Annotated in this window: 25 protein-coding genes, 2 pseudogenes and 1 other annotated feature; of the genes and pseudogenes, 9 read left to right on the top strand and 18 right to left on the bottom strand. The window is 56.2% G+C overall.

The genetic code is table 11. The features are described 5' to 3' along the window. Window positions 1-92 precede the first annotated feature (92 nt). The 9 genes and pseudogenes from ACOTX7_RS15515 to ACOTX7_RS15475 form a co-directional block, all read right to left on the bottom strand. A pseudogene (locus ACOTX7_RS15515) lies at window positions 93-894 on the bottom strand (IS630 family transposase). Window positions 895-1,054: 160 nt separating this feature from the next. Further along, window positions 1,055-2,446: a hexose-6-phosphate:phosphate antiporter gene (gene uhpT / locus ACOTX7_RS15510; protein ID WP_006808805.1), complete on the bottom strand. Its 1,392-nt coding sequence runs from the start codon at window positions 2,444-2,446 to the stop codon at window positions 1,055-1,057. 132 nt (window positions 2,447-2,578) lie between these two features. Beyond that, window positions 2,579-3,889 carry an MFS transporter gene (locus tag ACOTX7_RS15505; RefSeq protein ID WP_006808804.1) on the bottom strand — a complete coding sequence of 437 codons (1,311 nt, stop codon included), beginning with the start codon at window positions 3,887-3,889 and terminating at the stop codon, window positions 2,579-2,581. Beyond that, window positions 3,882-5,387, bottom strand: a complete 1,506-nt coding sequence (uhpB, locus tag ACOTX7_RS15500) for a signal transduction histidine-protein kinase/phosphatase UhpB (protein ID WP_221256709.1) — start codon at window positions 5,385-5,387, stop codon at window positions 3,882-3,884. Before uhpB ends, ACOTX7_RS15505 begins: the two co-directional genes overlap by 8 nt. Continuing rightward, the gene (gene uhpA / locus ACOTX7_RS15495) at window positions 5,384-5,977 is read right to left on the bottom strand and encodes a transcriptional regulator UhpA (RefSeq protein WP_003861054.1); all 594 of its coding nucleotides are present in this window, start codon (window positions 5,975-5,977) and stop codon (window positions 5,384-5,386) included. Before uhpA ends, uhpB begins: the two co-directional genes overlap by 4 nt. Window positions 5,978-6,059: 82 nt before the next feature. Next, window positions 6,060-6,347, bottom strand: a complete 288-nt coding sequence (gene ilvN / locus ACOTX7_RS15490; RefSeq protein ID WP_006808802.1) for an acetolactate synthase small subunit — start codon at window positions 6,345-6,347, stop codon at window positions 6,060-6,062. A 3-nt stretch (window positions 6,348-6,350) separates the two neighbouring features. Beyond that, on the bottom strand, window positions 6,351-8,039 hold the full coding sequence (ilvB, locus tag ACOTX7_RS15485; RefSeq protein ID WP_221256708.1) for an acetolactate synthase large subunit: 1,689 nt from the start codon (window positions 8,037-8,039) through the stop codon (window positions 6,351-6,353). 106 nt (window positions 8,040-8,145) lie between these two features. Next, window positions 8,146-8,244, bottom strand: coding sequence for an ilvB operon leader peptide IvbL (gene ivbL / locus ACOTX7_RS15480; protein WP_057979964.1), 99 nt, complete (start codon window positions 8,242-8,244; stop codon window positions 8,146-8,148). 147 nt (window positions 8,245-8,391) lie between these two features. Next, the gene (locus ACOTX7_RS15475; protein ID WP_221256707.1) at window positions 8,392-8,811 is read right to left on the bottom strand and encodes a helix-turn-helix domain-containing protein; all 420 of its coding nucleotides are present in this window, start codon (window positions 8,809-8,811) and stop codon (window positions 8,392-8,394) included. A 448-nt stretch (window positions 8,812-9,259) separates the two neighbouring features. Between ACOTX7_RS15475 and tisB the strand changes: the two genes are divergently transcribed. The 4 genes from tisB to emrD all read left to right on the top strand — a co-directional run bounded on the left by tisB (window position 9,260) and on the right by emrD (window position 12,116). Next, complete coding sequence (gene tisB, locus ACOTX7_RS15470; protein WP_045284243.1) at window positions 9,260-9,349, top strand: type I toxin-antitoxin system toxin TisB; 90 nt, start codon at window positions 9,260-9,262, stop codon at window positions 9,347-9,349. Between the two features lie 64 nt (window positions 9,350-9,413). Next, the gene (locus tag ACOTX7_RS15465) at window positions 9,414-9,860 is read left to right on the top strand and encodes a GNAT family N-acetyltransferase (protein WP_148393848.1); all 447 of its coding nucleotides are present in this window, start codon (window positions 9,414-9,416) and stop codon (window positions 9,858-9,860) included. A gap of 62 nt (window positions 9,861-9,922) precedes the next feature. Continuing rightward, entirely contained in the window at window positions 9,923-10,756 is an 834-nt protein-coding gene (locus ACOTX7_RS15460) for an EamA family transporter (protein ID WP_205925074.1), read from the top strand. A gap of 175 nt (window positions 10,757-10,931) precedes the next feature. Next, entirely contained in the window at window positions 10,932-12,116 is a 1,185-nt protein-coding gene (gene emrD, locus ACOTX7_RS15455) for a multidrug efflux MFS transporter EmrD (RefSeq protein WP_032673715.1), read from the top strand. Here the strand turns inward: emrD and ACOTX7_RS15450 are convergent. Further along, window positions 12,034-13,107 (bottom strand): cellulase family glycosylhydrolase, encoded by a 1,074-nt coding sequence (locus ACOTX7_RS15450; protein WP_221813584.1) that lies wholly within the window; start codon window positions 13,105-13,107, stop codon window positions 12,034-12,036. The two genes, emrD and ACOTX7_RS15450, sit on opposite strands and share 83 nt — an antisense overlap. Before the next feature lie 97 nt (window positions 13,108-13,204). Here ACOTX7_RS15450 and dsdA point away from each other — a divergent pair, with 97 nt between their 5' ends. Then, window positions 13,205-14,494: a D-serine ammonia-lyase gene (gene dsdA / locus ACOTX7_RS15445; RefSeq protein WP_221813585.1), complete on the top strand. Its 1,290-nt coding sequence runs from the start codon at window positions 13,205-13,207 to the stop codon at window positions 14,492-14,494. A 3-nt stretch (window positions 14,495-14,497) separates the two neighbouring features. On the opposite strand, the gene ACOTX7_RS15440 is transcribed toward dsdA, so the two are convergent. From ACOTX7_RS15440 to ACOTX7_RS15425, 4 genes and pseudogenes are all read right to left on the bottom strand, one after another. Then, on the bottom strand, window positions 14,498-15,601 hold the full coding sequence (locus ACOTX7_RS15440; protein WP_221813586.1) for an anaerobic sulfatase maturase: 1,104 nt from the start codon (window positions 15,599-15,601) through the stop codon (window positions 14,498-14,500). Beyond that, window positions 15,598-15,960 carry a DUF202 domain-containing protein gene (locus ACOTX7_RS15435; RefSeq protein ID WP_006808791.1) on the bottom strand — a complete coding sequence of 121 codons (363 nt, stop codon included), beginning with the start codon at window positions 15,958-15,960 and terminating at the stop codon, window positions 15,598-15,600. Before ACOTX7_RS15435 ends, ACOTX7_RS15440 begins: the two co-directional genes overlap by 4 nt. Continuing rightward, entirely contained in the window at window positions 15,950-16,297 is a 348-nt protein-coding gene (locus tag ACOTX7_RS15430; RefSeq protein WP_001027451.1) for a YidH family protein, read from the bottom strand. Before ACOTX7_RS15430 ends, ACOTX7_RS15435 begins: the two co-directional genes overlap by 11 nt. A gap of 92 nt (window positions 16,298-16,389) precedes the next feature. Beyond that, window positions 16,390-16,485 (bottom strand): annotated as a pseudogene (locus tag ACOTX7_RS15425) (hypothetical protein); the annotation flags it as partial. Here ACOTX7_RS15425 and ACOTX7_RS15420 point away from each other — a divergent pair. Beyond that, a complete protein-coding gene (locus ACOTX7_RS15420; RefSeq protein WP_407045041.1) occupies window positions 16,442-17,077 on the top strand; it encodes a GntR family transcriptional regulator in 636 nt (211 codons plus the stop codon). The pseudogene ACOTX7_RS15425 and the gene ACOTX7_RS15420 overlap by 44 nt on opposite strands. A gap of 15 nt (window positions 17,078-17,092) precedes the next feature. Here ACOTX7_RS15420 and ACOTX7_RS15415 read toward each other — a convergent pair whose 3' ends face one another. After that, the gene (locus ACOTX7_RS15415; protein ID WP_221813587.1) at window positions 17,093-18,508 is read right to left on the bottom strand and encodes an aryl-sulfate sulfotransferase; all 1,416 of its coding nucleotides are present in this window, start codon (window positions 18,506-18,508) and stop codon (window positions 17,093-17,095) included. A 433-nt stretch (window positions 18,509-18,941) separates the two neighbouring features. On the opposite strand from ACOTX7_RS15415, the gene ACOTX7_RS15410 reads away from it, so the two are divergent. The 3 genes from ACOTX7_RS15410 to ACOTX7_RS15400 are packed head-to-tail and all read left to right on the top strand — an operon-like array spanning window position 18,942 to window position 22,113. Next, the gene (locus tag ACOTX7_RS15410; RefSeq protein WP_006808786.1) at window positions 18,942-20,267 is read left to right on the top strand and encodes a PTS sugar transporter subunit IIC; all 1,326 of its coding nucleotides are present in this window, start codon (window positions 18,942-18,944) and stop codon (window positions 20,265-20,267) included. A gap of 28 nt (window positions 20,268-20,295) precedes the next feature. Further along, the gene (locus ACOTX7_RS15405) at window positions 20,296-20,619 is read left to right on the top strand and encodes a PTS sugar transporter subunit IIB (RefSeq protein ID WP_033487033.1); all 324 of its coding nucleotides are present in this window, start codon (window positions 20,296-20,298) and stop codon (window positions 20,617-20,619) included. A 9-nt stretch (window positions 20,620-20,628) separates the two neighbouring features. Continuing rightward, window positions 20,629-22,113, top strand: a complete 1,485-nt coding sequence (locus ACOTX7_RS15400; protein WP_213826916.1) for a sulfatase — start codon at window positions 20,629-20,631, stop codon at window positions 22,111-22,113. On the opposite strand, the gene ACOTX7_RS15395 is transcribed toward ACOTX7_RS15400, so the two are convergent. From ACOTX7_RS15395 to ibpA, 3 genes are all read right to left on the bottom strand, one after another. Further along, entirely contained in the window at window positions 22,110-23,771 is a 1,662-nt protein-coding gene (locus tag ACOTX7_RS15395) for a putative transporter (RefSeq protein WP_032673479.1), read from the bottom strand. The two genes, ACOTX7_RS15400 and ACOTX7_RS15395, sit on opposite strands and share 4 nt — an antisense overlap. 239 nt (window positions 23,772-24,010) lie before the next feature. After that, window positions 24,011-24,439 (bottom strand): small heat shock chaperone IbpB, encoded by a 429-nt coding sequence (ibpB, locus tag ACOTX7_RS15390; protein WP_006808781.1) that lies wholly within the window; start codon window positions 24,437-24,439, stop codon window positions 24,011-24,013. Window positions 24,440-24,575: 136 nt separating this feature from the next. Continuing rightward, the gene (gene ibpA / locus ACOTX7_RS15385; RefSeq protein ID WP_006177605.1) at window positions 24,576-24,986 is read right to left on the bottom strand and encodes a small heat shock chaperone IbpA; all 411 of its coding nucleotides are present in this window, start codon (window positions 24,984-24,986) and stop codon (window positions 24,576-24,578) included. Continuing rightward, window positions 24,980-25,053 (bottom strand) — a sequence feature (ROSE (Repression Of Heat Shock gene Expression) occurs in the 5'-region of heat shock genes and acts as an RNA thermometer to modulate expression.). (Overlaps the previous gene by 7 nt.) Between the last annotated feature and the right edge of the window lie 21 nt (window positions 25,054-25,074).

Here is a 25,074-nt window from a genome sequence, read left to right as displayed (position 1 = left end):
GGAAGATGCGTGATCTGATCCTTCAACTCAGCAAAAGTTCGATTTATTCAACAAAGTCTTTCTGATCTGCTAAATAGCTGCATCTAATATCGCTACACTTTTGCCAGCCCATGTTCACCTCCGGGGAATGGGCTGACGGTTTCCATAAAATGACGAACCTTTTTTCAGCAGTTGACACATTGAACGGCACTGATGATTAAGTGTTATCGTGACGGGAAGCGTCAGCCATAACCGTTCAACATGATTCATCCATGGTGAGTAAACCGGCTGATCAATTACCCTGAACTTCGGATTTTCCTTCAGCTAGCACTGCGCTTCCCGGCTTTGGTGGATAATGTAATTGTCCTCAATGAGCGTTATCGTTTTTCCCGCCGGTACGTCGTCTTCAGATTCTTTAAAAGACTGATAAATAAGGCTGAAATTTTGTTGTTACCACCCACATAGCTGACCTTGCCCGTTCCGCTGTGTAACGCGCCAGACGGATAATATTTATCATTCTGACCGGGCGTCACTACACGTTTTTGCTGTCCGAGCAGTTGCCAGTCCGCACCGATTTTGGGATTGAGATGAATATCCACTTTATCTTCATAAAATACCGGGTGCTCTGTGCTGAATTAATCCTGCTCCTTGTGGATTGCCGCCATCTTTTCATCCTTAAGCGGTCCCGGATACGCAGGGTTAATGCAGCGCTACGCTATACCCGCCCCGCAGACGGCTTCCAGTGGCGAGCGGTTCCAGCATGTATAAGTGTTCTGGCAACGTCGATAACGCGACTGCTCCAGTGAAGCATCAACATGTCGGTCAGCCTACGCGCATAATTTTTATCGTGCGTTTTATGGATTGCTTCTGCATCAGGCATCGTTCGTCACGGGGAATTGGTGCTCTGATCGGCATCGCTCAGTCCGGATGGTGATTTGTTTGATTTGGCGATTGATCAGATCGTACTATCCGGGCTGAGTTCCCTCAAAGTGATCAACTATTCGGCACAGTTATTAAGTCTAAAAATAAAAAAAAGCCCGGCATCACACACCGGGCAAAGAAGTTACCTGCACACTCAGGCTACTTTTAATTTCTGCGCACGATTCTCACGGCGAATCTTACGTTCTTCCAGTACCGCTACCATCGCCATAAGGACGATACAGCCGATCGCGGCGGCATCCAGCGCGGCGAAGGTGCCCGCCCAGCCGGTGAGGCCGAAAATCGGCGTGCCGTCGGCGATCATCCCCAGACCCAGCTTGGCGAAGCTGTCGCCGATCAGGTAGGCGAAGGTGCCTTTAATCCCGTCGGCGGCGCCGATCGCTTTTTTCGGGACGAAGCCCACTGCCGCCACGCCGATCAGCAGCTGCGGACCGAACACCAGGAAGCCGAGCGCGAACAGGGAGGCCAGGTAAACGTACTGGTTGCTGGCGTGCTGGTAGACGCCGAGGGTGGCGATAATCAGCGCCAGCGCGACGCAGGCCACCAGCGCGCGACGGCCGTTGGCGAGGTCTGAGAGCCAGCCCCACAGCAGCGTGCCGACCAGCGCCCCCACTTCGAACAGGGTGAAGCCCTGAATCGCCACTTCTTTAGAAAGCTTCAGCTCCTGGAAGGCATACACGGTTGACCACTGGTCGATACCGATGCGTACCACGTAGAGGAAGATGTTCGAGAAACATAACAGCCAGATCACTTTGTTTTTCAGTACGTACTCAACAAAGATCTGCCATTTGGACATCTCGTTCTCTTCTGTCTCTTTGTCCTCTTCGCTGATCTCCTCCCCGAACAGCTCTTCGGCTTTGCCGAGGCCGTAGGATTCCGGGGAATCGCTGCCGTAGCGCAGGCCGATAAAGCCGACAATCAGGGCGATAATCGACGGGAAGATAAACATGCCGATCACGTGGCCGTCGAACAGGTAGTTCGCGCCAAACAGCGCCACGCCTGCCGCACCCGCCCCGCCGAGGTTGTGGGAGATGTTCCACATACCGAGGTACGAACCCCGCTTGCGGCGCGGCGTCCATTTGGTGATGGTGGAGTAGCTGCACGACCCGCCGGTACTCTGGAAGAAACCGCTCAGGGCGTAGAAGGCGATCATCAGGAACAGGCTGACGGAGCCTGCGCCCATGCTGGCGCTAAAGCCGAGCATACAAATGGCGGAGAGGATCAGCATAAACGGCAGGAACTGCTTGGTGTTTTTGCCGTCCGCGTAGTAGGAAACAACGGTTTTCCCCACGCCGTAGGTGATGGAGAAGCCCAGGCCGATCATCCCCAGCTGCGTCATGCTCAGCCCGTAGGTCGAGATCATGTCGTTCTGCGCGATGTTAAAGTTTTTGCGGATCAGGTACATGGTCAGGTAGCCAATAAAGACTACCAGATAGGACTGCATGAACGGTTTGAACCACATCTTGCGCCGCACGTCGAGCGGCAGATCCAGGGTCGGCTTGCGCACCTGATTGAGGAAGGCCAGCATGGTTGGTTTACTCCTGAGCTGATTTTTGCAGCATTGTAAAAATCAGCCGGGAGAGATGCCTGAGACAGCGTCCAGGTAAAACCGGGAAAATGTCTTAGTTTTTCACCCTTCGGCAGCAAAAGGTGAAGCGCGTCACGCTTCGCGCGGTGCCTGGGCGTGCAAAAACGGCAGCAGCAGCAGGGCGGAGATCCCCGCCGCGATAGCGATCACCGCGAAGAAACCGCTCCAGTGCCAGACGTCGATCACCCGCGCCAGCGGCCAGCCGGAGAGCGATGCGCCAAGGTAGGCAAACAGCCCGACAAAGCCCGTCGCCGCGCCTGCCGCCTCCTTGTGCGAGCACTCCGCCGCCGCCATGCCGATCAGCATCTGCGGGCCAAAGACGAAGAAGCCGATGGTGAAGAAGCACGCCGCCTGCATGACGTAGCTGGCGAACGGCATCAGCCACAGCGAGCCGACGGAGAGCAAAATCCCGGCGGCGAAAATGAGGTTCATCGGACCACGGTTGCCGTTGAACAGCTTATCCGAGCCCCAGCCCGCCACCAGCGCGCCGATAAACCCGCCCAGCTCGAACATCGTCACCGCCGAGTTAGCGGTCACCAGATCCACGCCCAGCGTCTCGGACATGTACAGGTTGCCCCAGTCGTTGATGGCCGCCCGCACCACGTAGACCAGCACGTAGCAGAGCGACAGCAGCCAGATGTAGGGGTTTTTCAGCACGTATCGGGTGAGGATCTCCTGGCGGGTCAGCCCCGCGCCCTCCTGCTGCTGGGCGATCTCCATCTCGTCGTGCCGCCAGTCGCCCACCGGCGGAAGGCCGACGGTTTGCGGCCTGTCGCGCAGGCGCCAGCAGAGGAACAGCCCGGCGACAATCGCGAGGCCACCGGCAATCATCATTCCCGCGCGCCAGCCGTAGTGCAGCGCCGCCGCCCCCACCACCATCGGGATCAGCGCCCCGCCGACGTTATGCGCGGTGTTCCAGATTGCCCACCAGCCGCCGCGCTCGTTACGTGAGTACCAGGCGGTGAGCAGACGAGCGCAGACCGGCGCGCCCCAGCCCTGGAAAAAGGCGTTCAGCGCCCACAGCAGGGCGAAGGCCCACAGCGAGGTGGAGAAGCCAAACAGGATGTTCACCACGCCGGTGGCGATCAGCCCAACGCCCATAAAATAGCGCGCATTGGAGCGGTCGCTGACGATGCCGGAGAAGAACTTCGACAGGCCGTAGGTGATGTAAAACAGCGTCGCCAGCAGGCCGATGTCGGTGCGCGCCATCACGCCGCTGGCGAGGATTTCCGGCGCGGCGGCGTTGAAGCTTTTGCGGGTGAAGTAGAACAGCGCGTAGCCGAGCCAGATGGTAATCAGGATATGGCGACGCCAGTAGCGGTAGCGGGCGTCGATTTCCGCTTTGTTGCTTAGCGGGGCGGCGCTGGCGGGGGTTTTAAACATGCATCGTCCTTAACGGCAAACTGACGCTGACGCGCGTCCCGTGGGTGCAGGAGAGGGTCAGCGTGCCGCCCAGCGCCTTTACGCGCTCGCGCATGCCCGCCAGACCAAACCCCTGCTGGCCGGAGCCAGGCGGCAGGCCGCAGCCGTCGTCTTCAATCACCAGCATCAGGCGCTCGTCCTGCTGCCAGCCCTGGATCGTCACCGCGCTGGCGCTGGCGTGTTTGACGATGTTATTCAGCCCTTCCTGACAGACGCGAAACAGCGTCACGCGCTGGCCTTCGCTCAGCGCAGGTTCGTTAATGCGCCAGTCGAGATGGCTGACAATCCCGCGGCTTTCCAGCTCCATCTCGCGCATCAGGGAACGCACCGCCTGCTCAAGCGTAAGGTCGTCAAGCTGGCGCGGGCGCAGCCGTCCTAACAGGCGACGAACGGAGTCATAGACACCCAGCGAAAGCTGTTCGATATGCGCCCCGCCCTGCTTCACGCCTGCGTTTTCCGCTGCCAGACGCTGAACAATGCCCGCCTGGGTGCGAATGGCGGTGATGGTCTGGCCGATATCATCGTGCAGCTCGCGGGCGACCTCCTGCCGCACGCTCTCTTCGGTTTCCAGCAGACGCTCCGCCAGGCGGCGGTTGCGCGCCAGCTCGGCTTGCAGGGACTGGTTCAGCTCGCGCAGGCGCTGAATGCCCGCCCCGAGCAGCAGCCCGGTCAGGCTCTGGGCCAGCAGAGACAGCAGCAGATCCACCGGGTGATCGTGCCAGGTCTGGCTGGCGATCAGCGCGATGGCGTTCATCAGCGTGGCAATCAGCGCCCCCTGCCAGCCGTAGTGCCAGGCCAGGGCGATAATCGGCAGCGCCAGACAAAACGGCGTGAAGCGTGAAAGCTCGGCGGGCAGACCAAGCTGCAACCACAGGCTCACCACAAACAGCAGCAGATACCAGATGAGGTGCCGGGCGCGCCAGTTCACCGGTTGCGATACCAGTGCCGGGCCGAGCGGCTGCCAGACGGTGCTGGTGAGATAGTGCCAGAAAACCAGGCAGGTCGGTGCCAGCGTCAGGCCGCCGGTAAGGGTCAGCAGCAGGGCGTTAAGCACCTCCTTTTCGCCCACCCACGGCAGGGACTGCAACAGCGCGGCGGCAATCAGCGCCGCCCCCTGACGCAGCAGCGTGCGCCAGTCGCGCTGGTGACGGTAGCGGGAAATCAGCGCAACGGGAAGAAGCGTGAGCAGGCTTCCGGTCATCAATAAGGGCAGATTCGCCAGAGCGACTTCCTGCGCCAGCCAGATCAGCATCAGCCACTCTGCGCCGAACAAAACGGGCCAGTAGCCGCGCGGGCACTGGAGCATCAGCCCCAGACGCAGGCCGAAGGGAAACAGCAGCACCGCCAGCTCGGGGCGCTCGACAAGATGCAGGCTGATACTCCACAGGCAGAACCAGGCGGCGGAGAAGATGAAAAAGCTGGCAACGACGGCGATCAGCCGCGAAAACAGGGAATTCATTGCCAGCTGTCAAACATACGGCGCGCCAGCTCGACATCGTTACTGACGTTGAGTTTTTCCATCAGGTTGGCGCGGTGAACGTGCACGGTTTTTGGCGATAACCCCAGCTCTACGGCGATCTCTTTCACCGACATGCCCTGGGCAAGTTTCTCTGCCACCTGACGCTCGCGCCTGGTGAGCGGATCCTGCCGTCCCGCCGCCAGCTTGATGGCGATATCCGGCGTCAGGTAGCAGCCGCCGGTGGAGACGGTGCGCACGGCGGCGATCAGCTCGTCGGGGCTACAGCGTTTAGAGAGAAAGCCGCGCGCGCCCGCGTTGAGCGCCTGCTCGACCAGCGCCGGGCTGTCGTGGACCGAGAGCATGATCGTCGCCATCCCTTTCGGCAGCTGGCTTAACAGCTCCAGCCCGGAGAGGTCGGGCATGGAGATATCGCAGATACAGACCTGCACCCCGCGCCCCGGCAGGCCCGCCAGCGCCTCGCGACCGGAGCCAAACTCGGCCACGACCTGAAAATCCGGTTCGAGGTTCAAAAGCTGGGCAAATCCGGAGCGAACGATAAGGTGGTCGTCGATAAGGGCGATGGTGGTCATGGGTGTTCCTGCGGTCTGAAAACGCCGGATGGCGCTGCGCTTATCCGGCCTACAAGAGCGAAAGACGCTTACCTTAAGCGATCTATTCGAAAAACACCGCAATTTTGTTAAACATGGTGGGATCCGACTGGTTGCGCGCCACTTTGGTGACGTCCTCCAGCTTGTCGATCTGCGCCATCATCTGTTCCAGACGCTGGTCATCGTTCACCAGTAGCCAGATGCGGCTGTGCTCGCTGCCCTGAATCGGCAGACACAGAATGCCTTCCACGTTAAACGCCCGGCGGGCAAACAGCCCGCAGACGTGGGTCATAACGCCAGGGTGGTTGCGGACGGTGAGTTCCAGAATGACGTTTTCATGTTGTTTCTGCATGGCTTATTCCCCCACCATCTCAGTATTGGCCGCACCCGGCGGCACCATCGGATACACTTTTTGTTCCGCGTCGATACGCACATGGATCAGCGCCGGACCCGGACGAGAAATCGCGTCCTGCAACGCCGCGTGGGCATCTTCTTCGGCGTTCAGATCGCAGGTGTGCAGGCCAAAACCGGCGGCAATCTGCATAAAGTTAATCATTCCCGGATAGGTCGCGGCAAATACCCCCTGCTTGTAGAACAGGCTCTGCTGCTGGTGTACCAGGCCCAGCGCCTCGTTGTTCATCAGAATGATTTTGACGTCTAACTGATTTTCGGCCGCGGTAGCCATCTCCTGAATATTCATCATCAGGCTGCCGTCACCGGAGAAGCAGATCACCTTGCGGTCCGGGTTGGCGAGCGCCGCACCAACCGCTGCGGGCAGGCCGAAGCCCATGGTGCCAAGGCCGCCGGAGGTCAGCCACTGGCGCGGACGGTTCAGCGGATACGCCTGGGCGGTCCACATCTGATGCTGGCCGACGTCGGTGGTGATAATCGCGCTGTCGTCCACACAGGCGGCAACGGCGTTGATAAGACCATAGTGGCTCAGCGGGTCGCCCTCGGTTGGGATAGCGCCCGGGAACTCGCGTTGCAGATCGGCCACCAGCTGACGCCAGTCGGCGCGCTCGGTTGCCTCCGTCTGCGGGATCAGCTGCGCCAGCACCTCGGCCACGTCGCCCTGGATCGCCACGTGCGGCTGCTTGATTTTACCCAGCTCGGCGCGGTCGATATCCACATGAATGATTTTGGCGTTCGGGCAGAACTGCTCGGTTTTTCCAATCGCCCGGTCATCAAAACGCGCGCCCATAACTATCAGCAAATCTGCCTCTTGCAGGATGTAGTTGGTGCTGCGCGCGCCGTGCATGCCCAGCATGCCCAATGACAGCGGGTGCGCTTTGGGCAGCATGCCCAGCGCCATCAGGGTCATGGTGGTCGGCAGGTTGGCTTTTTCCGCAAACTGGCGGATTTCATCCGCGGCGTTGATCGCCCCGCCGCCCAGATAGAGCACCGGACGTCTGGCGGCGTTAATCATGGCGGCGGCGTCGCGCACGCTTTCAGCGCTGAATTCCGGTGCGGGGGCACGCTCGCCCGGCTCCGGCAGGACGTCGATCTCGATCTCTGCGGTCTGAACATCCTTAGGAATGTCTATCCACACCGGACCCGGGCGGCCAGACTGGGCAATGCGAAACGCATCGCTGATCACCTGAGGAAGCTCGCTGATATCGCGAACTAAATAGTTATGTTTGGTGATGGGGATAGAGATACCGTAGGTGTCGACTTCCTGGAACGCATCGGTGCCGATCATCGAGGACGGCACCTGGCCGGTAATGCAGATCAGCGGAATGGAGTCGAGGCGCGCATCAGCGATGGCGGTCACCAGGTTAGTGGCGCCCGGCCCGCTACAGGCCATACAGACCGCCGGTTTGCCCTGGGTACGCGCCATGCCCTGAGCGATAAAGCCTGCCCCCTGCTCGTGGCGCGCCAGCACGTGACGGATCTGGGTGCTTTGGCTTAACGCATCGTACAGCGGCAGTACGGTCCCACCCGGGATGCCCGCAACGGTGGTGATGCCCTGTCGTTCCAGTAAATGAACAATCAGCTGCGCGCCTGTAAAACGCGTCTTTGTGGATGTTGTGCCCGAACTTGCCATGCTCCAGTCCTTTTCTTCTGAGCCAGCCTTCCGGGGAGGGTCCTAAACGAAAAACCCCGCCCGGTTTGCGCCGGCGGGGTTTTGGATTCGTGTGTTGATCCAGTCCCTACGGCGCATTGCCGACGACCACCACCACACGCACGACGACCACTGCGGCTGGTTGCGCAGTTTTTAGTAGGGTCGAAGTGAAGATGGATGAAGTCATTGGGGACCTGTGTTTGGAATCATTGATTGAATTTATACAAACACAGGTTTACGGATGTGACAATGGAAATATTTTCATCTGCGCAAAAATGCGTCAGGGATCACGTTTCGTTTGTTGGGGGATGACACTCAAAAAAGGGGTTTTTACTCACTCTATAAACAGCGCAGGTGAAACCCCAAATCTGGCCGCCAGCTTTTTAATATGGTTCAGAGTAAGCTGTCTCTGACCATTCAGAACCCGTGAAACCATCGATTTACTACCAATTTCATCCTGAAAATCCGAGATTGTCAGTTTGTACTGATCCATCAAGGTTCTTAAAACTGCAATTCCGACAGGAACAGACTCCATCTCCTTGCGTAATGCGACTATCTCTGGCCGATTGGCTTCGTAACGGCTAATTCTGGCGCACACAATATCCAGCAAGGGGCTATTGGGCTCGTTCATAAGGAGATACTCAACCAGCTCAAGCGCATCCTTATAATCTTTCTCGCTCGACTGTTCACCCAGTAAAGGAACGGCCGCAACAAGGGCGTGCGTAGCTTTCATTGCATCAGCGACGATCATCATTTCTTCCCCTTAGTGCGATGTTTCTCCGAAGATACTATTTTCACTTCGTCAGAAAACAAAAAACCCCGCCTAAGCGAGGTTTTTATCAGGGTTTTGCGGTTGGTCGCCGCAGAACACACTGTGTTACGTCAACGCGAAAAGTATACGCGATCGAAGACGAACGCGCAATTCCGGCACGGATTTTGACGTTTTTGAGTATGGATCGCCTTCCAAATTTTGTCCATAAAATACTGTTCATGCATACAGTATTTATCTATACTGAGGGTGTTCGCAGTGAGCGAGGGGGCCGCAGTTTACCGGCGCAACGAAGTCCTGGCTGAAACGGGTGGTGCCGTCAGTGCCTTAACCCCTGAAGTGAGCACACTGTGTTACGTCAATCCAGGTGCTGGTCACAGGCGGCGGAAAGGTACGCCAGCATCGTGCTCCTTTTAACCAAAAGGAGACGCGTATGAGCGTCGTGGATATGGTCATACTTATCCTCAAACTCATTGTTGCTGTATTGCAACTGCTTGATGCTGTCCTGAAATACGTTAAGTGATTCAGGTTCAAGTCGCACCTGAGAGGGGCGGGCAACCGCCCCTCTTTAATAACGAGGGAATGCTATGTCGCGTCTGTTAATTGAGCCTGTCACGCCTGATGAACCAGGGTATATCGCCCTGAAGGCGGAAAGTATCGCGTTGAATTTCAACATGCTGCGCAGGCTGGAAGAGAACTGGCAGCGGGGTGAAAACCGCTTTAACGCGCCGGGTGAAAAACTGCTGGGGGCGTTTCTTAACGGCAGGCTGGTGGGCGTGTGCGGCCTCAACCGCAATCCGTTTAGCCAGCAGCCGCGCGCCGGACGTATTCGTCATCTTTACGTCAGCGAGAAGTGCCGTGGGCAGGGCATTGGTAAACAGCTTTTGACCGTGGTGATGGCGGATGCCAGCATCTGGTTTGATTTTCTTAATACCCATGCGCCGGAAACCGCGTACGGATTTTATCATCGGGCGGGCTTCCGGCTGGTATCAGACGAACCCCGGGTGACGCACCGCCTTTTTTGTGCGGTGTAAGCGGCTGGCAGCCTCGCCGGGTGAATGTTACAGTTGTATGACATTTCACCAACCGATACGCCATGACCATCACCGTTTTCTGCATTTTACTGTTCGCCGCACTGCTGCATGCCAGCTGGAACGCCATCGTTAAAGCCGGAACGGATAAACTCTACTCTGCGATCGGCGTTAGTGGTTCAGCCGCGGTTATCGCCCTGGTTTTACTGCCCTTCTCTCCACAGCCTTCTGCCGCAAGCTGGCCGTTTTTGTTTGTCTCCTGCGCCTTACAGGTGGTGTACACCGTGCTGGTAGCGAAGACCTATCAGGTCTCCGACATGAGCCAGACCTATCCGCTGATGCGCGGTACCGCCCCGCTGCTGGTGGCGCTGATCAGCGTAATGGCGCTCGGGGATCATCTCTCCTGGCTTGCCTGGTCCGGCATTGGGGTCATTTGTCTGTCGATTCTGGCGATGGCGATGAACGGCCGCATGCAGTCACGCAAGGGGATTTGGCTGGCGCTGCTGAACGCCTGTTTTATCGCCGGATATACGCTGGTAGACGGTACCGGCGTGCGGCTCTCGGACACCGCGCTGGGCTATACGCTCTGGACCTTCTTTATGAACGGCTTCTGCCTGCTAAGCTGGGCAATGGTAGCGCGGCGTCGTGAAGCGTCCAGCTACCTGCGCCTGCACTGGAAAAAAGGGCTGCTCGGCGGCGTCGGGACGATGGGATCTTACGGTCTGGCGCTCTGGGCGATGACGCAGGCACCGCTTGCTGTGGTCGCGGCACTGCGTGAAACCTCAATTCTCTTTGGCGCATTAATCGCATTTGTGCTTTTAAAAGAGAAGGTTGTGGGCCTGCGCATCGCGGCAGCGCTGGGCATTGCCGCCGGTGCGATCCTGCTGCGTCTGGCGTAAATCACTGGCAACATTAGTTGCCGATCTTGTTTACAAATCCTGCCTTATCCGCTTTTTTCATTCACCGCGACAATGCTTAAATTGCCATCTCTCTGTGGTAGATTCCTCGCGCATTTATGGGAATGCGTAGTCACTTATTCTTTATTTATCTCTTTTGGCAAAAGTATTCAGCGACATGAAAAAACAACGGAACGTGAACTTATTGTTGATGCTGGTGTTACTGGTGGCCGTCGGACAGATGGCGCAAACCATCTACATACCGGCGATTGCCGATATGGCAAAAGATCTGAGCGTCCGCGAAGGTGCGGTACAGAGCGTAATGGCAGCCTACCTGCTGACCTATGGCGTTTCGCAGCTGGTTTATGGTCCCCTGTCCGATCGCGTCGGGCGTCGTCCGGTTATTCTGGTGGGCATGAGTATTTTCATGGTGGCGACGGTAATTGCCATTACCACGCACAGCCTGACCGTCCTGATTGCCGCCAGCGCCCTTCAGGGCGTGGGCACCGGTGTTGGCGGGGTGATGGCGCGTACCCTGCCGCGTGATATGTATCAGGGCACCCAGCTTCGCCATGCCAACAGTCTGTTAAATATGGGCATTCTGGTCAGCCCGCTGCTGGCGCCGCTGATTGGAGGTTTGCTGGATACCGTCTGGTCCTGGCGCGCCTGTTACGCCTTCCTGCTGGTGCTGTGCATCATTGTCACCTTCAGCATGGCGCGCTGGATGCCGGAAACCCGCCCACAGGACGCGCCGCGCACGAAGCTTATCGCCAGCTATAAAACGCTGTTCGGTAACGGGGCGTTTACCTGTTATCTGTTGATGCTGATCGGCGGTCTGGCGGGCATTGCCGTGTTTGAAGCCTGTTCTGGCGTACTGCTGGGCGCGGGTCTGGGTCTGAGCAGTATGGTGGTGAGCATTCTGTTTATTCTGCCGATCCCGGCGGCGTTCTTCGGCGCGTGGTTTGCCGGACGTCCGAACAAACGTTTCTCTACCCTGATGTGGCAGTCGGTGATCAGCTGCCTGCTGGCGGGTCTGATGATGTGGATCCCGGGGCTGTTTGACGTGATGTCGGTCTGGACGCTGCTCATCCCGGCGGCGCTGTTCTTCTTCGGCGCGGGAATGCTGTTCCCGCTCGCCACCAGTGGCGCGATGGAGCCGTTCCCGTTCCTCGCAGGCACGGCGGGCGCGCTGGTGGGCGGTTTGCAGAATATCGGTTCCGGTGCGCTGGCCTGGCTTTCGGCTATGATGCCGCAGACCGGGCAGGCGAGTTTGGGTTTACTTATGACGCTGATGGGGTTGCTGATTTTACTGTGCTGGCTGCCGCTGGCGTCGCGCGTCCCGCATCACGAACAGCCGGTTTAACCGCGTGATGGCCCGGCTTTTCGCCGGGCTTTTCACAGACGGGCGCAAGCATCGCCTGCAATAACGGCTCCAGTGCAGGCCGCCACGCCCCCTCTTCCCCGTCGTAAAACTGGACATCCGCGTTCAGCGCGTACGGGATTTTCGCGTGTTGCAGCTCGCAGGCCATAAACGTGGCAAACGCCATCTGCGAGGCGGTTGGCGTCAGACTTTTCGATTCCCCCACGCCCCAGCCGCCAACCCAGCTCACGTGCCCGGTTTTTTGTTGCCAGTGCAGCGCGGTATTGATGCGGTTACGGATAGCCGCTTTCTCCGCCGCGGTTCCGGACGTCCACGGGTACTTGCCGTTCGTTTTCAGCGGACCCCAGGGAAAAATATGCCACTCCGCCAGCAGGTAATTCTGGCTGTGCGCGGGCAGCTTCAGGCTGGATAAATCCTCCGGCGCGGCGCGCAGACGAGGGGCGATAAAAATCATCCGGCTGGCATCAATGGCGTGAATGTCTTTGATCGCTTTCTCATACACCCGGTTGAGCGAAGCAATATTGTGGTTGAGCTTGTCCGCCGGTTCGTAGATCAGGTCAAACCCCAGTAACGGCGAGCGCTGACCAAAATAGTGCGCCACGGCTATCCACCAGTTGATCACCGCGTCTTCGGTATCCGCTTTCGGGTCGTTTTTATATTCATCAGCCTGATAAGCGATGATGGGGATGACGCCGTATTGCTCGCAGGCCTCCACCAGCTTGCGCAGGTGAATCAGCCGCGCTTCCGTGGGTTCGCCCGCCACCCGAATACGGACATGGTGTATGCCTTTCGCCTGGAAATCACGGACCACCAGCGGATCGAATTCGCGGATACCGCGCTCGGTGCGGGCCCAGTCGACATCCATCCCGACCCCCAGCATCTGCGCGTAACGGGCAGCCGTCAGGGGCGGCTCAGCAGCACAGGCCCAGCCGGAAGCGATCGCTAACATGGTGACAATCAACGGCTTTAACACGACGCCCCTTGCAAATCATCAAATGCTTTACTCTGTATTTAGCATGCTTTTTCACAATTGGTGTAGAGTCAGAACGAACTAAATTCTGAGACAGATTATGAAAACGACTGACCTTACCAGCCTCATCGACCGGTTTCCGCTGCTGGCGGATTTGATCGCCCTGAAAGAGACCACCTGGCGTAACCCACGTACCACCACGCTTGCAGAAGGATTGCCGTACGTTGGATTGACCCGCGCCGACGTGGACGACGCCCATGCGCGTCTGCAACGTTTTGCGCCTTACCTGGCGAAGGCGTTTCCGGAAACGGCGGCAACGGGCGGGATTATCGAATCCAAACTGGTCGCGATCCAGGCGATGAAAACGCGTCTGGAGCAGGAGTCTGGCGCGACGATCCCCGGCACGCTGCTGCTGAAAAAAGACAGTCATCTGCCGATCTCCGGTTCCATTAAAGCGCGCGGCGGTATTTATGAGGTGCTGACCCATGCGGAAAAACTGGCGCTGGAAGCCGGGTTGCTGCGCCTCGAAGACGATTACAGCATTCTGCTGGAGCCACGCTTTAAAGCCTTCTTCAGCCAGTACAGCATTGCCGTTGGCTCAACCGGCAATCTGGGGTTGTCCATCGGCATCATGAGCGCGCGCATCGGCTTTAAGGTCACGGTGCATATGTCCGCCGACGCCCGCGAATGGAAAAAAGCCAAACTGCGCAGCCACGGCGTGATCGTGGTGGAATATGAGCAGGATTACGGCGTGGCGGTGGAGCAAGGGCGCAAAGCGGCGGAAAGCGATCCGAACTGCTTCTTTATTGATGATGAGAACTCACGAACGCTGTTCCTGGGCTATGCGGTGGCAGGTGAACGCCTGAAAGCGCAGTTTGCCGAACAGGGCCGCGTGGTGGATGCCGATCATCCCCTGTACGTTTACCTGCCATGCGGCGTAGGCGGTGGCCCCGGCGGCGTGGCGTTTGGCCTGAAGCTGGCCTTTGGCGATAACGTCCACTGCTTCTTCGCGGAGCCAACGCACTCGCCGTGCATGCTGCTGGGCGTTTACACCGGGCTGCACGATGAAATCGCCGTGCAGGATCTGGGCATTGATAACGTGACGGCGGCAGACGGGCTGGCGGTAGGCCGCGCGTCCGGCTTCGTGGGCCGCGCGATGGAGCGTCTGCTTGACGGGTTCTATACCCTCTCGGATCAGAGCATGTACGACCTGCTCGGCTGGCTGGCGCAGGAGGAGGGGATTCGCCTGGAGCCGTCGGCGCTGGCGGGGATGGCCGGGCCGCTGCGGGTGCAGGCGGATGCCAACACCACGCACCTGGTCTGGGCGACCGGCGGCGGCATGGTGCCGGAAGACGAGATGGCGAAGTACCTGGCGAAGGGAAACGCCTGATCGTCAGCCGCTCTGCCGCAGCTGTTTCATCAGTTCAGCGGGCGAACGTTGATGCCTGATGAGGTCGCGCATGGCCCGCATGTACGGCGCGCTGTGAAAAAAGAAATCACGGTAGCCCGCGCACAGCACGCTTTTACCATTCAGGCGATGGCGGGGGCAGTCGCCATTGCACAGGCCGATAACCTGACAGCGCTGGCACTCCGCTGCCAGCGTACGCTGTTTATCTTCGCCAAACGCGCGCGCCGCATCGCTGTCATTGAGCGTCGCCAGGGGCGTCTGGTGAATATTTCCCAGCCGGTACTGCGGAAAGACGTAATGATCGCACTGGTACAGATCGCCGTTCGCCTCCAGCGCAAAAGCATGTCCGCAACGCCCGGCCAACGCGCACATTTGCGATGGATAGCCGCGCCAGACGCCGAGCGTGGAGTCAAACAGCTGCACAAACACGCGGCCAATATCTTCTCGCACCCAGATATCGAAAACGGTCTTCAGAAAGTGGCTCCACTGCACGTCGCTGACTGACTCCGGATTACCGTGCTCCACCAGCGGGATAAACTGCACATAGGGGGTGCCGAGGTCGCGAAGATAGCGGTAAAGCCGCTCCGGCTGTCCACTGTTCTGTCGGTTAATGACCGTCAGCAGGTTAAACGACACCTGATGCGCGCGAAGTTTGTCAATCGCCGCGATGACTTTATGGTGAGTAGGGCCGCCGCTGCGGCTCACGCGGTAAGCGTCATGCAACTCCGCTGGGCCATCCAGCGAAATACCAACCAGCCAGTCGTGCTCGCTCAGGAATGTACACCAGTCGTCGTTAAGCACGATCCCGTTGGTCTGAAAAGCATTAACGATCCGTTTTCCGCGGGCGTGCCGTGTCTGCAACGCCACCACGCGACGAAAAAAATCCAGCCCACAGAGCGTGGGTTCTCCGCCCTGCCAGGCAAACTGCACCTCCGGCCCCAGCTGCGCATCAATGTGCTGCTGAATAAACGCGTCCAGCGTGACGTCATCCATCATCGGCTGCTGAGGTTTAGCGATATAAAAACAGTAACGACAATCCAGATTGCAGCGTGAACCCGCTGGCTTGGCCATGACCTGACATCCTGTCATGCAATATCCCTTATTAAGCTAATGAGGTGATGAACATGACCAGCAGCAAACAGTAAAGCCAGAGAAAACACTGCGAGGGAGATCAAAAATTTAGATCTCAACGTGCGGGAGGCAGAAAAATCATAGTGCGAGACGTCCATCCGCGTACGGCTGCGGGTGTAATACCACAGGAGCAGCGCCACTGCCGCGAGAATGCCGAGTGCGGCCCAAAATAGCGGGCCTGCCTGCTGCCAGTTATGCCTGACTGCCAGCACCATCAGCGCACCATAACCCAGCAGCGTGCGCAGCCAGGCCAGCGAGGTTCGCTCCGGCTGAAGACCGGGGTCCGCTTCCCGCCGCGCTTTGCGGCTATCCGGCATACAACACCAGTAACATCACTACGCCCGCAACCATCAGCAAAATCGTACTGATAATGAGCAAGCCGCGCGTGTAGGGGAGATCCTGCTTCAGACGCATCGCCTTTTCATTTTTCAGCCAGCGCAGATAGCCGTAGATCGCCAGCACGCCAGCAATCAGGCACAGCAGCAGGGCCAGCACTTCGCGAATCAACGGGGTGGCAAAATCGGGGGCGAGCTGATCAAGGCCGACGCCTGCGGCCAGAAAGCCCAGGGCGGTGCGGATCCACGCCAAGAACGTGCGTTCGTTAGCCAGTGAGAAGCGGTAGTCCGGCGCTTCACCGAGACGGGAAATGTTCATCAAGGTTCCTTGTCGTGCTGCATGCAGGCTTCAGCATAGCGTAATTCAGCCAGGACAAGGAGACCGGCATCAGGCGATGCCGGTCAGAAAGATTAGTGCAGCTCTGGCCAGTAATCCTTATTAGCTTCAATCAGATCGTCCAGAATTGCCTTCGCCACCGATGCGCTCGGTACGGTTTTCGACAGGGTACCCGGCGAAAAAGCGCTGGCGCAGGAGTTCGGCGTGGCGCGAATGACCATTCGAAAAGCGTTAGCCCTGCTTGTGAGCTGGGGGCTGGTGGAGGTGCTGCGTCAGCAGGGAAAAGAGGTGCAGAGCAAGGTCTTACAGTTCGAAGTGATGCCCGCGCCGCCCGCCATCGCCAGCCAGCTGCGGATTCAGGTTGATGAGCGGATCTATTTTTCAAGGCGGGTGCGTTACGTGGACGGCAAACCGCTGATGCTGGAGGACAGCTTTATGCCGGTGAAGCTGTTCCGCAATCTTTCCCTGGCGCATCTCGAAGGGTCTAAGTTTGATTACATCGAGAAGGAGTGTGGGATCACCATCAGCGGCAATTACGAGAGCCTGACGCCAGTGCTGGCAGATAAACAGCTGGCCGGTTATATGAATGTGCCGGAACAGACGCCGCTGCTGCGCATCACCTCCCTTTCCTACAGCGACAGCGGCGAGTTCCTCAATTATTCCGTGATGTTCCGGAACACCAGCGATTACCAGGTGGACTACCATCTGCGGCGCATCCACCCGGAAGACTTATTAACCCATCCCCCGGAACAGCAACGGTAACGCACCAGAGCAGATTTATATCAGCGTGCGCAATTCATCAAAGGAAAAAATACGGCCACGATAGCCCAACCCGGAATCAATATTGTATATCGACACCCCAATATTATTGTCGGTATCGAAGACGAAGAATGACTGCTCGGCGCCAAAATAGACGTTGAACTTATCATCTCCCACGTCAAATACCGATGAAGTAAGCTCGCTTCGCTGACCAGGAATGTGGAACTGATCCAGCCGCTGAACCGTCCTGGCAGATAAATCAACGGCCAGCACGGTGGGTAAAGAATCCAGTTCCGCCGCAGTATAAGCGACTGGCGGCGATTCAATAATACGCACCAGTTCATTCCCCTTTTCATCGGCACAGGAGTTATTGTTAAACAGAGAAATGACGATTTTATTATCACCTCGCCAGGCATCATATTGACGATTTTTGGTAATAAACACGGCGTGCTCACCGTCAGGATAGGTGAAATTATCGGCATCGACCACGCTCAGATTGAGCGCGCTATTGAGGGTGGGAAAAGCGGGATTATCAATAATCCACTCCGGATCGCCCGAGTCAATATTAAGGCCAATAATGGTACAGCTTGAGCGGGAATTGATCATGAGCTGATTGGTTTGCGCGATATACTCCAGGCTGTTGAAATGTACGTCATTGGTATCGGTATTATCCAGCACCGTGGCCCCCATAAACTCGGCGGTGTAGTCACGCTGCCAGAGCAGCGTTCCGCTGGCGAGATCGTACCGGTAGAGCATGCACTCCAGCTTCTGCTGGTCGCTCCAGCCGTCCAGCAGCGAGCCTAACACCCACAAGTTGCCCTTGCCGTCTGTTGTCAGGTCGTGGTGAAAGCCATAGCCCGCCGGTGCGGCAAGGGTTTGCGTTACCTTTCCGGCAAGGTTAAAGCGGTAGAGCGTGGGGGCAAAGGCATGTTTATCGGGATCGTAGGTTTCACTGGCCAGCGCTGACCACAGCGAATTGTCGATAATTTTTAAATTACCGTACATCCACGGGAACAGACCTGTAATGCGTAAATCGCCGTTAATATCGTAGCCATTCCACTCGCTGGTTACAAACCAGCCCTGACCCAGCGTATTATCCGCCATGTCCCGATCGTCAATATTGATGGCTAACGTTAAGGCCACATCGCCATAATCCTGGCCCTCAGTGGAAATCGTGAAAACAGAGGTTTGTATCTCTCCTTGTTCTGTGTAAAGCGTCAGCGTCACGGTATTGGCATAATTCGCATAGAGGCCGACAACGGTGACTTCGGGATTAACAGCGTAACGATCGCTGGCATAATAAAAATCCACATTACTGGACTTACCATGAACGGTATAATTAAATCTTACCGGCTGATAATAATCTATTTTAATAAGCGCACTGAGCTTATTCTTATCATAAGGGTTAACAATTACCGTAGAGGTTGCTTTCATTACAGAGTCCTTAGTTTGTACTTAACATCGCTGGTGTATTGACGACTTCACCCACAAACCTATACCTCGTTTTAATTGTATTTTGTGGAATAGCACACAAATAGATCGATTTTTGCAAATTCATACTAATTAATCAGCAATGAAAACACTAAAATAAATCATTACACATCAATATATTCATCGATGAAATATAATCCTGATGAATACACGTTACGCCTCTTATTCACATTCATAGATTATATATAAATAATTAATTAAAAAATTCCAATAAATCACTGGGGTTTATAGCTTGCTATTTTTGCAAAGACACTCACAAAAAATCATATTTAATCTTCTAATGACTAATTTTGATTACTAGTATTCATCCCGTCATCAACAGCAGTGAACGGGATGTAATTATCTGGATAAAAATATCACGGAGGTTAAGTCGAACATGTTTTCTGAATTTATTGCCATAATACAATCTTTTTTGACCGAGCCTGCAATCTTAATAGGCTTGTTGGTCGGTCTGGGGTACGCACTCGATAAAAAATCACCGATAAAAATTATTACCGGCATGGTAAGCGCCATGGTGGGATTAATGATGGTGTTATTCGGTGGTTTTCAATTCTCGGCAACGTTTAAACCTGTGGCTGATGCTGTCAGCCAGTCTTATGGTATTCATGGCTACCTGATGGATTCCTACGCCATGAAAGCGGCGACCCAAATTGCGCTTGGCGATAATTTCGGTTTTGTCGGCTATGTGTTTGTGCTGGCCTTTTTTACCAACCTGCTGCTGGTGCTGCTGGGCCGTTATACACGGGTCAAAGGCATCTTCCTGACCGGTAATACCGGCGTATCCCACTCTCAGGCTGTGCTGTGGCTCATCGTCTTCTGGCTGGGCTTAGGCTGGGTCCCCTCAATTATTATCGCCGGGATATTAACCGGGTTGTTCTGGGCTTTCGCCACGACGCTGATCGCGAAACCCATCGCCAAAATTACCAATAATGCGGGCTTTACCATCGCCCATAATCAGATGCTGGGGATCTGGTTTTTTTCTAAATTCGCCCATTTGTTTGGCGATGCGGAAAAACAGGATGCCGAGAATATGAAACTGCCCGGATGGCTGGCGATTTTTAACCATAACGTCACCTCTATCGCAATCGTCATGACGCTGTTTGTCGGCGGTTTTTTACTGACAACCGGGATTGATAACGTCCAGGCGATGGCGAAAGGCAAGCCCTGGTATATCTATATTATTAACCTCGGGCTGCAATTCTCCATGTATATGGTGATTTTGCTTCAGGGCGTGCGCATGATGGTCGGCGAAATTAATGCCTCTTTTAAAGGCTGGCAAGACCGTCTTATTCCTGACGCCATTCCGGCTGTCGACGTCGCGGCGCTGCTCCCCTTCTCACCGAATGCCGCTACGCTGGGATTTATCTTCTGTACCTTCGGCACCATATTTTCGATGGGTATTCTGCTTATCACCAAAAGTCCCATTATGGTGTTGCCGGGTTTTGTGCCGCTCTTTTTCTCCGGCGGTCCTATTGGCGTATTAGCCAACCGATTAGGCGGTTACCGCTCCGTTATTATTTGCACCTTTCTGCTGGGAATGATTCAAACCTTCGGCACGATCTGGGCCATTCCGCTTACCGGCCTTGCTGCCGAGGGAGTGGGCTGGACCGGTATTTTTGACTGGGCGACATTATGGCCCGCCATTTGTGAAATCCTTAAGTTTATTGCAGCCACATTCCACCTTGGGCCTTATGCGGGCTAAATCTCTTCACCTTTAAAAGGAACGTGTGATGAAAGAAAAAATTAATATTCTGTTTGTTTGCGGCTATGGCGTTGGTAGTAGCGTAATGTTACAGACGGTCGTGAAAAAAGCGTTAGCGAAATACAATATTGCTTTTGAGATGGAGCATACCGCCGCGGGCGAGGTGGGCGGGTTTACCGACTGGGCCGATATCTATGCAATATCGAAAAAACTCATTGATGTGGTCAGTCTCGATCCGCGTCACGGGCAATATCTCATCCCAATCGAAAATATTATGGACGGCGAAACGATCGGCAAACAGATCTACGCGGTGGTAGAAGAACATTTTCCGCATCTGATCCCGTCTCGCTAAGGAGCGCAGATGAAAGCCATTATTCTGCTCTTTGATAGTCTGAATAAACATTATCTGCCGCCCTACGGAGACGTTATTACCCAGGCGCCAAATTTCCAGCGTCTGGCGGCGCACGCGGTAACGTTTAATAACAGCTATGTCGGCAGTATGCCGTGTATGCCCGCCCGCCGTGAATTACACACCGGGCGGTACAACTTCCTCCATCGCGAATGGGGGCCGCTGGAGCCGTTTGACGACTCCATGCCGGAGCTGCTGAAAAAAGCGGGCGTGTATACGCACCTTATCAGCGATCATCTGCATTACTGGGAGGATGGCGGAGGTAATTACCATAATCGTTACAACTCGTGGGAGATCGTGCGCGGTCAGGAGGGCGATAGCTGGAAAGGAAGCGTTGCCGATCCGGTTATCCCGGAGGTGCTGCGCGTACCGCAGAAACAGACCGGCGGCGGCGTGTCCGGGCTGTGGCGCCAGGACTGGGTAAATCGCGATTATATCCGCGAGGAGGCCGATTTCCCGCAAACTCGCGTCTTTGCTGCTGGCTGCGAGTTTATCGAAAAAAACCATTCGCAAGATAACTGGCTGTTGCAGGTCGAAACCTTCGATCCGCACGAACCGTTTTACACCACCGAAGAATACCTCTCGCTGTATGAAGATCCGTGGGACGGGCCTCACTACGACTGGCCGCGCGGCAAGGTGGAGGAGAGCGCGGAGGCGGTAGAACATATTCGCTGCCGCTATCGTGCCCTGGTGTCCATGTGCGATCGCAATCTGGGCCGCATCCTTGACCTGATGGACAGTCACGATCTCTGGCGCGATACGATGCTGATCGTCGGTACCGACCATGGTTTTCTGCTGGGAGAACATGGCTGGTGGGCGAAAAATCAAATGCCGTACTACAACGAAGTGGCGAATAACCCGTTATTTATCTGGGATCCGCGCCACGCCAGGCGCGCAGAGCAGCGTGATTCGCTGGTGCAGATGATTGACTGGGCGCCAACTCTGCTGGAGTTCTTCAGGCAGCCTATTCCCGCAGACGTACAGGGGCAACCGCTAACGCCGGTTCTGCAAGATGACACGCCGGTGCGTGACGCCGCGCTGTTCGGCGTTTTCAGCGGCCACGTCAACGTCACGGACGGTCGCTACGTCTATATGCGCGCCGCGCTTCCCGGGCGTGAAAATGACATCGCGAATTACACCCTGATGCCGATTAAGATGAACACCCGCTTTGATGTGGCCGAACTGCACGCCTTAACGCTGGCGCCTCCCTTCCGTTTTACCAAGGGCGTCAGTACATTGCGCATTCCGGCCAAAGAGAAATATAAGGGGATTAATCGCACTGGCCATCTGCTGTTTGATTTATACACCGATCCGCAGCAGCTGAACCCGATAAAGGATGACGCGATCGAAGCGCGTATGATTGCCCTGCTGGTGCGCCTGTTGCACGAGAGTGACGCGCCGGCAGAGCAGTTTGTCAGGCTGGGCTTAACCGGCTAGCCCATCCCCCAGAACAGCACCGCCAGCAGTTGCGGTGTGATGATGCGCAGAAACATCACCAGCGGATAAACCGTGGCGTAGGACAACGCCGCCGCGCCGCTGGTGGTGTGCAGGTTATTGGCGAACGCCAGCGCGGGCGGGTCGGTCATAGAACCGGCCAGCATGCCGCACAGCGTGAGATAGTTCATTTTAGCGAACATACGCGCCAGTATCCCGACCGTTATCAGCGGAATGGCGGTAATAAATATGCCGTATCCTATCCAGCTCATCCCTTCGCCGTTGACCAGGGTATCGACAAAATCGCCGCCGGATTTCAGCCCCACCACCGCCAGAAACAGCACGATGCCTAACTCCCGCAGCGCCAGGTTAGCGCTCGGGGGCATAAACCAGTAGAGCTTGCCAATAGAGCCGATACGCCCGAGGATCAGCGCCATAATGAGCGGCCCGCCTGCCAGTCCCAGCTTCAGCGCTACCGGGAAGCCGGGCACGTACAGGGGGATGGAGCCAAGCATGACGCCAAGCCCGACGCCGATAAAGACCGGCAGCATCTGTACCTGCTGGAGTTTTTGCTGTGCGTTACCCACCATGTTGGCTACGGCATCAATGGATGACGGACGCCCGACGAGGTTGAGAATATCACCAAATTGCAGGCTGGCATCCTGGCTGGCTACCAGCTCGACGCCAGCGCGGTTAAGCCGCGAGATCACCACGTCGTAACGCTCTTTCACCTGCAAATCGCGTATTTTCTTGCCCAGGACCTTCTCATTGGTCACCACCACGCGCTCAACGCGCATGTCTGTTCCACGGGTTGAGAGCGAGGTATCCACCTCCTGACCAATCACCAGCCGGGCATTGTTTAAATCCGCCGGTTGCCCCACAAGATGCAGGAGATCGCCGTGCTGAATAAGGGTGTCAGGTGAAGGCACCATCAGCGTGTCATCACGTTTCAGACGGGAACAGATGATGGTCGCGCTGTTCAGAATGGGAACATCCTGGATCGCCATATTGTTCAGGTTGGGGTTTTCAACACGAATGTTGATGGTTTTAATGAGTGCATGGCCGTTGGTCAGCGTGCTCTCATGCTCCTTCGCCTCGCGTTCGACGTTAATGCGGAACAGCACGCGCACCAGCCACATTGAGAGCAAAATACCGCAAATGCCAAACGGATAGGCCATGGCGTAGCTCATCCCCATCTGATCGACGACATCAGCAGGGATACCCAAATCGCGCAGAATTTGCTGGCCCGCCCCGAGCGCGGGCGTATTAGTAACAGCGCCGGAGAAGATGCCCAGCACGACGGGCAGCGGAATCGCGAAGAGTTTATGCAGAATGGCGGTCACCAGCCCCCCCATCACGACGATGCCGAAGGCAAAGAGATTAAGGCGTAAACCGGAGACGCGCAGGGAAGCGAAGAAGCCCGGCCCTACCTGAATACCGATGGTATACACAAAGAGGATCAGGCCGAACTCCTGGATGAAATGCAGCATATCGGCGCTGAGCACCCATCCAAGCTGGTCGGCAAAATGGCCGACAAAAATTCCGCCGAACAGCACCCCGCCGATGCCAAACCCGACGCCGCGGATTTTGATATTCCCCAGCCATAGACCCACTACCGCAACAAGGGCCAACACGCTAACGGTTAACGCGATATCACTCATGATCCACATCCTGTGTATAACCATAGTTATCCTAAGGATTCTCTCAGAGCTGACGGCGGTTGTATGGGCGATGGCGCACAAAAAAGCCGAAGGTAAACGCAAAACGGTCACCCGAAGGTGACCGTTTTTAGTGTTTGCACCCTCTCCTTGTGGGAGAGGGTCGGGGTGAGGGCACCAGCCCGCACAAGATTCATTTTGTAGTCCGGGTAAGGCGCAGCCTCTACCCGGCAAAAAATGTATTAGCTATTCAACGCCGGACGTTCGCTAATGGCGATGCGCTGCGGCGCAATGGCTTCCGGCACGTTACGGGTGAGGTCAATGTTCAGCAGCCCGTTAGTGAACGTTGCGCCAGACACTTCCATATGGTCTGCCAGGGTAAAGCTCAGGCTAAACGGCTGAGTGACAAGCCCCTGATGCAGCCATTTGGTCTCGGTGTCTGGTTTTTCCGGCGACCCTTTCACGGTCAGGCGCGTCCCCTCAAGCTGGATGTCGAGGTCTTCCTGACGGAACCCGGCCAGCGCAAGCGTGATGCGGTAGTGGTTATCATCACTTTTTTCGATGTTGTACGGCGGAAACGTCTGCTGTTCGGTTGCGCTTTGCAGCGCGTTAGCCAGTTTGTCAAAACCGATCCACTGACGCAGCAGGGGGGAAAAGTCATAGTTACGCATACTAAATCTCCTTCTGAGAAGCGAGTTCGGCACAGTTTAATTTTGTGCACAGTTGTTCCTGCAAACCCTTGCGGATTCGCATATGCTCCCTTTACGGCAAGCAAATTCAGGTGGGCCGCTTCCGCGACCCGCATAATTAGTTGATTTCGATACGGCGCGGTTTTTTCTCTTCCGGAATCACACGTTCCAGTTCGATAAACAGCAGGCCGTTCACCAGGTTCGCACCCTTGACGTGGATGTTCTCAGCCAGCTGGAACTTGCGTTCAAAGTTGCGCTCTGCGATGCCCTGGTAGAGGTAGGTTCGTTCTTTCTGCTCCGCCGTATGGGAGCCTTTCACCACCAGCAGATTGTCCTGCGCGGTGATCTCCAGTTCGCTCTCTGCGAAACCGGCAACAGCAATCGCAATGCGATAGTGGTTTTCATCAACCAGTTCAACGTTGTAAGGAGGATAGCCGTTGCTCTGGCTCTGGTTGTTTTCTAAGTGGTTGAACAGACGGTCAAAACCAATGGCAGAACGGTATAGCGGAGAGAGATCGAAATTACGCATAGATAAAAGCTCCTGAAATCAGCGAGAAAATGTAGCCTTCCACCATGGACAGGCTTCTGTTTCCCCGAACACCCATCAGGCGTGTTCG

It is taken from the genome of Enterobacter cloacae complex sp. IR5418 (assembly GCF_049238105.1).
Classification (GTDB): Bacteria; Pseudomonadota; Gammaproteobacteria; order Enterobacterales; family Enterobacteriaceae; genus Enterobacter; species Enterobacter hormaechei.
This window is presented reverse-complemented; position numbering and strand designations above follow the sequence as displayed.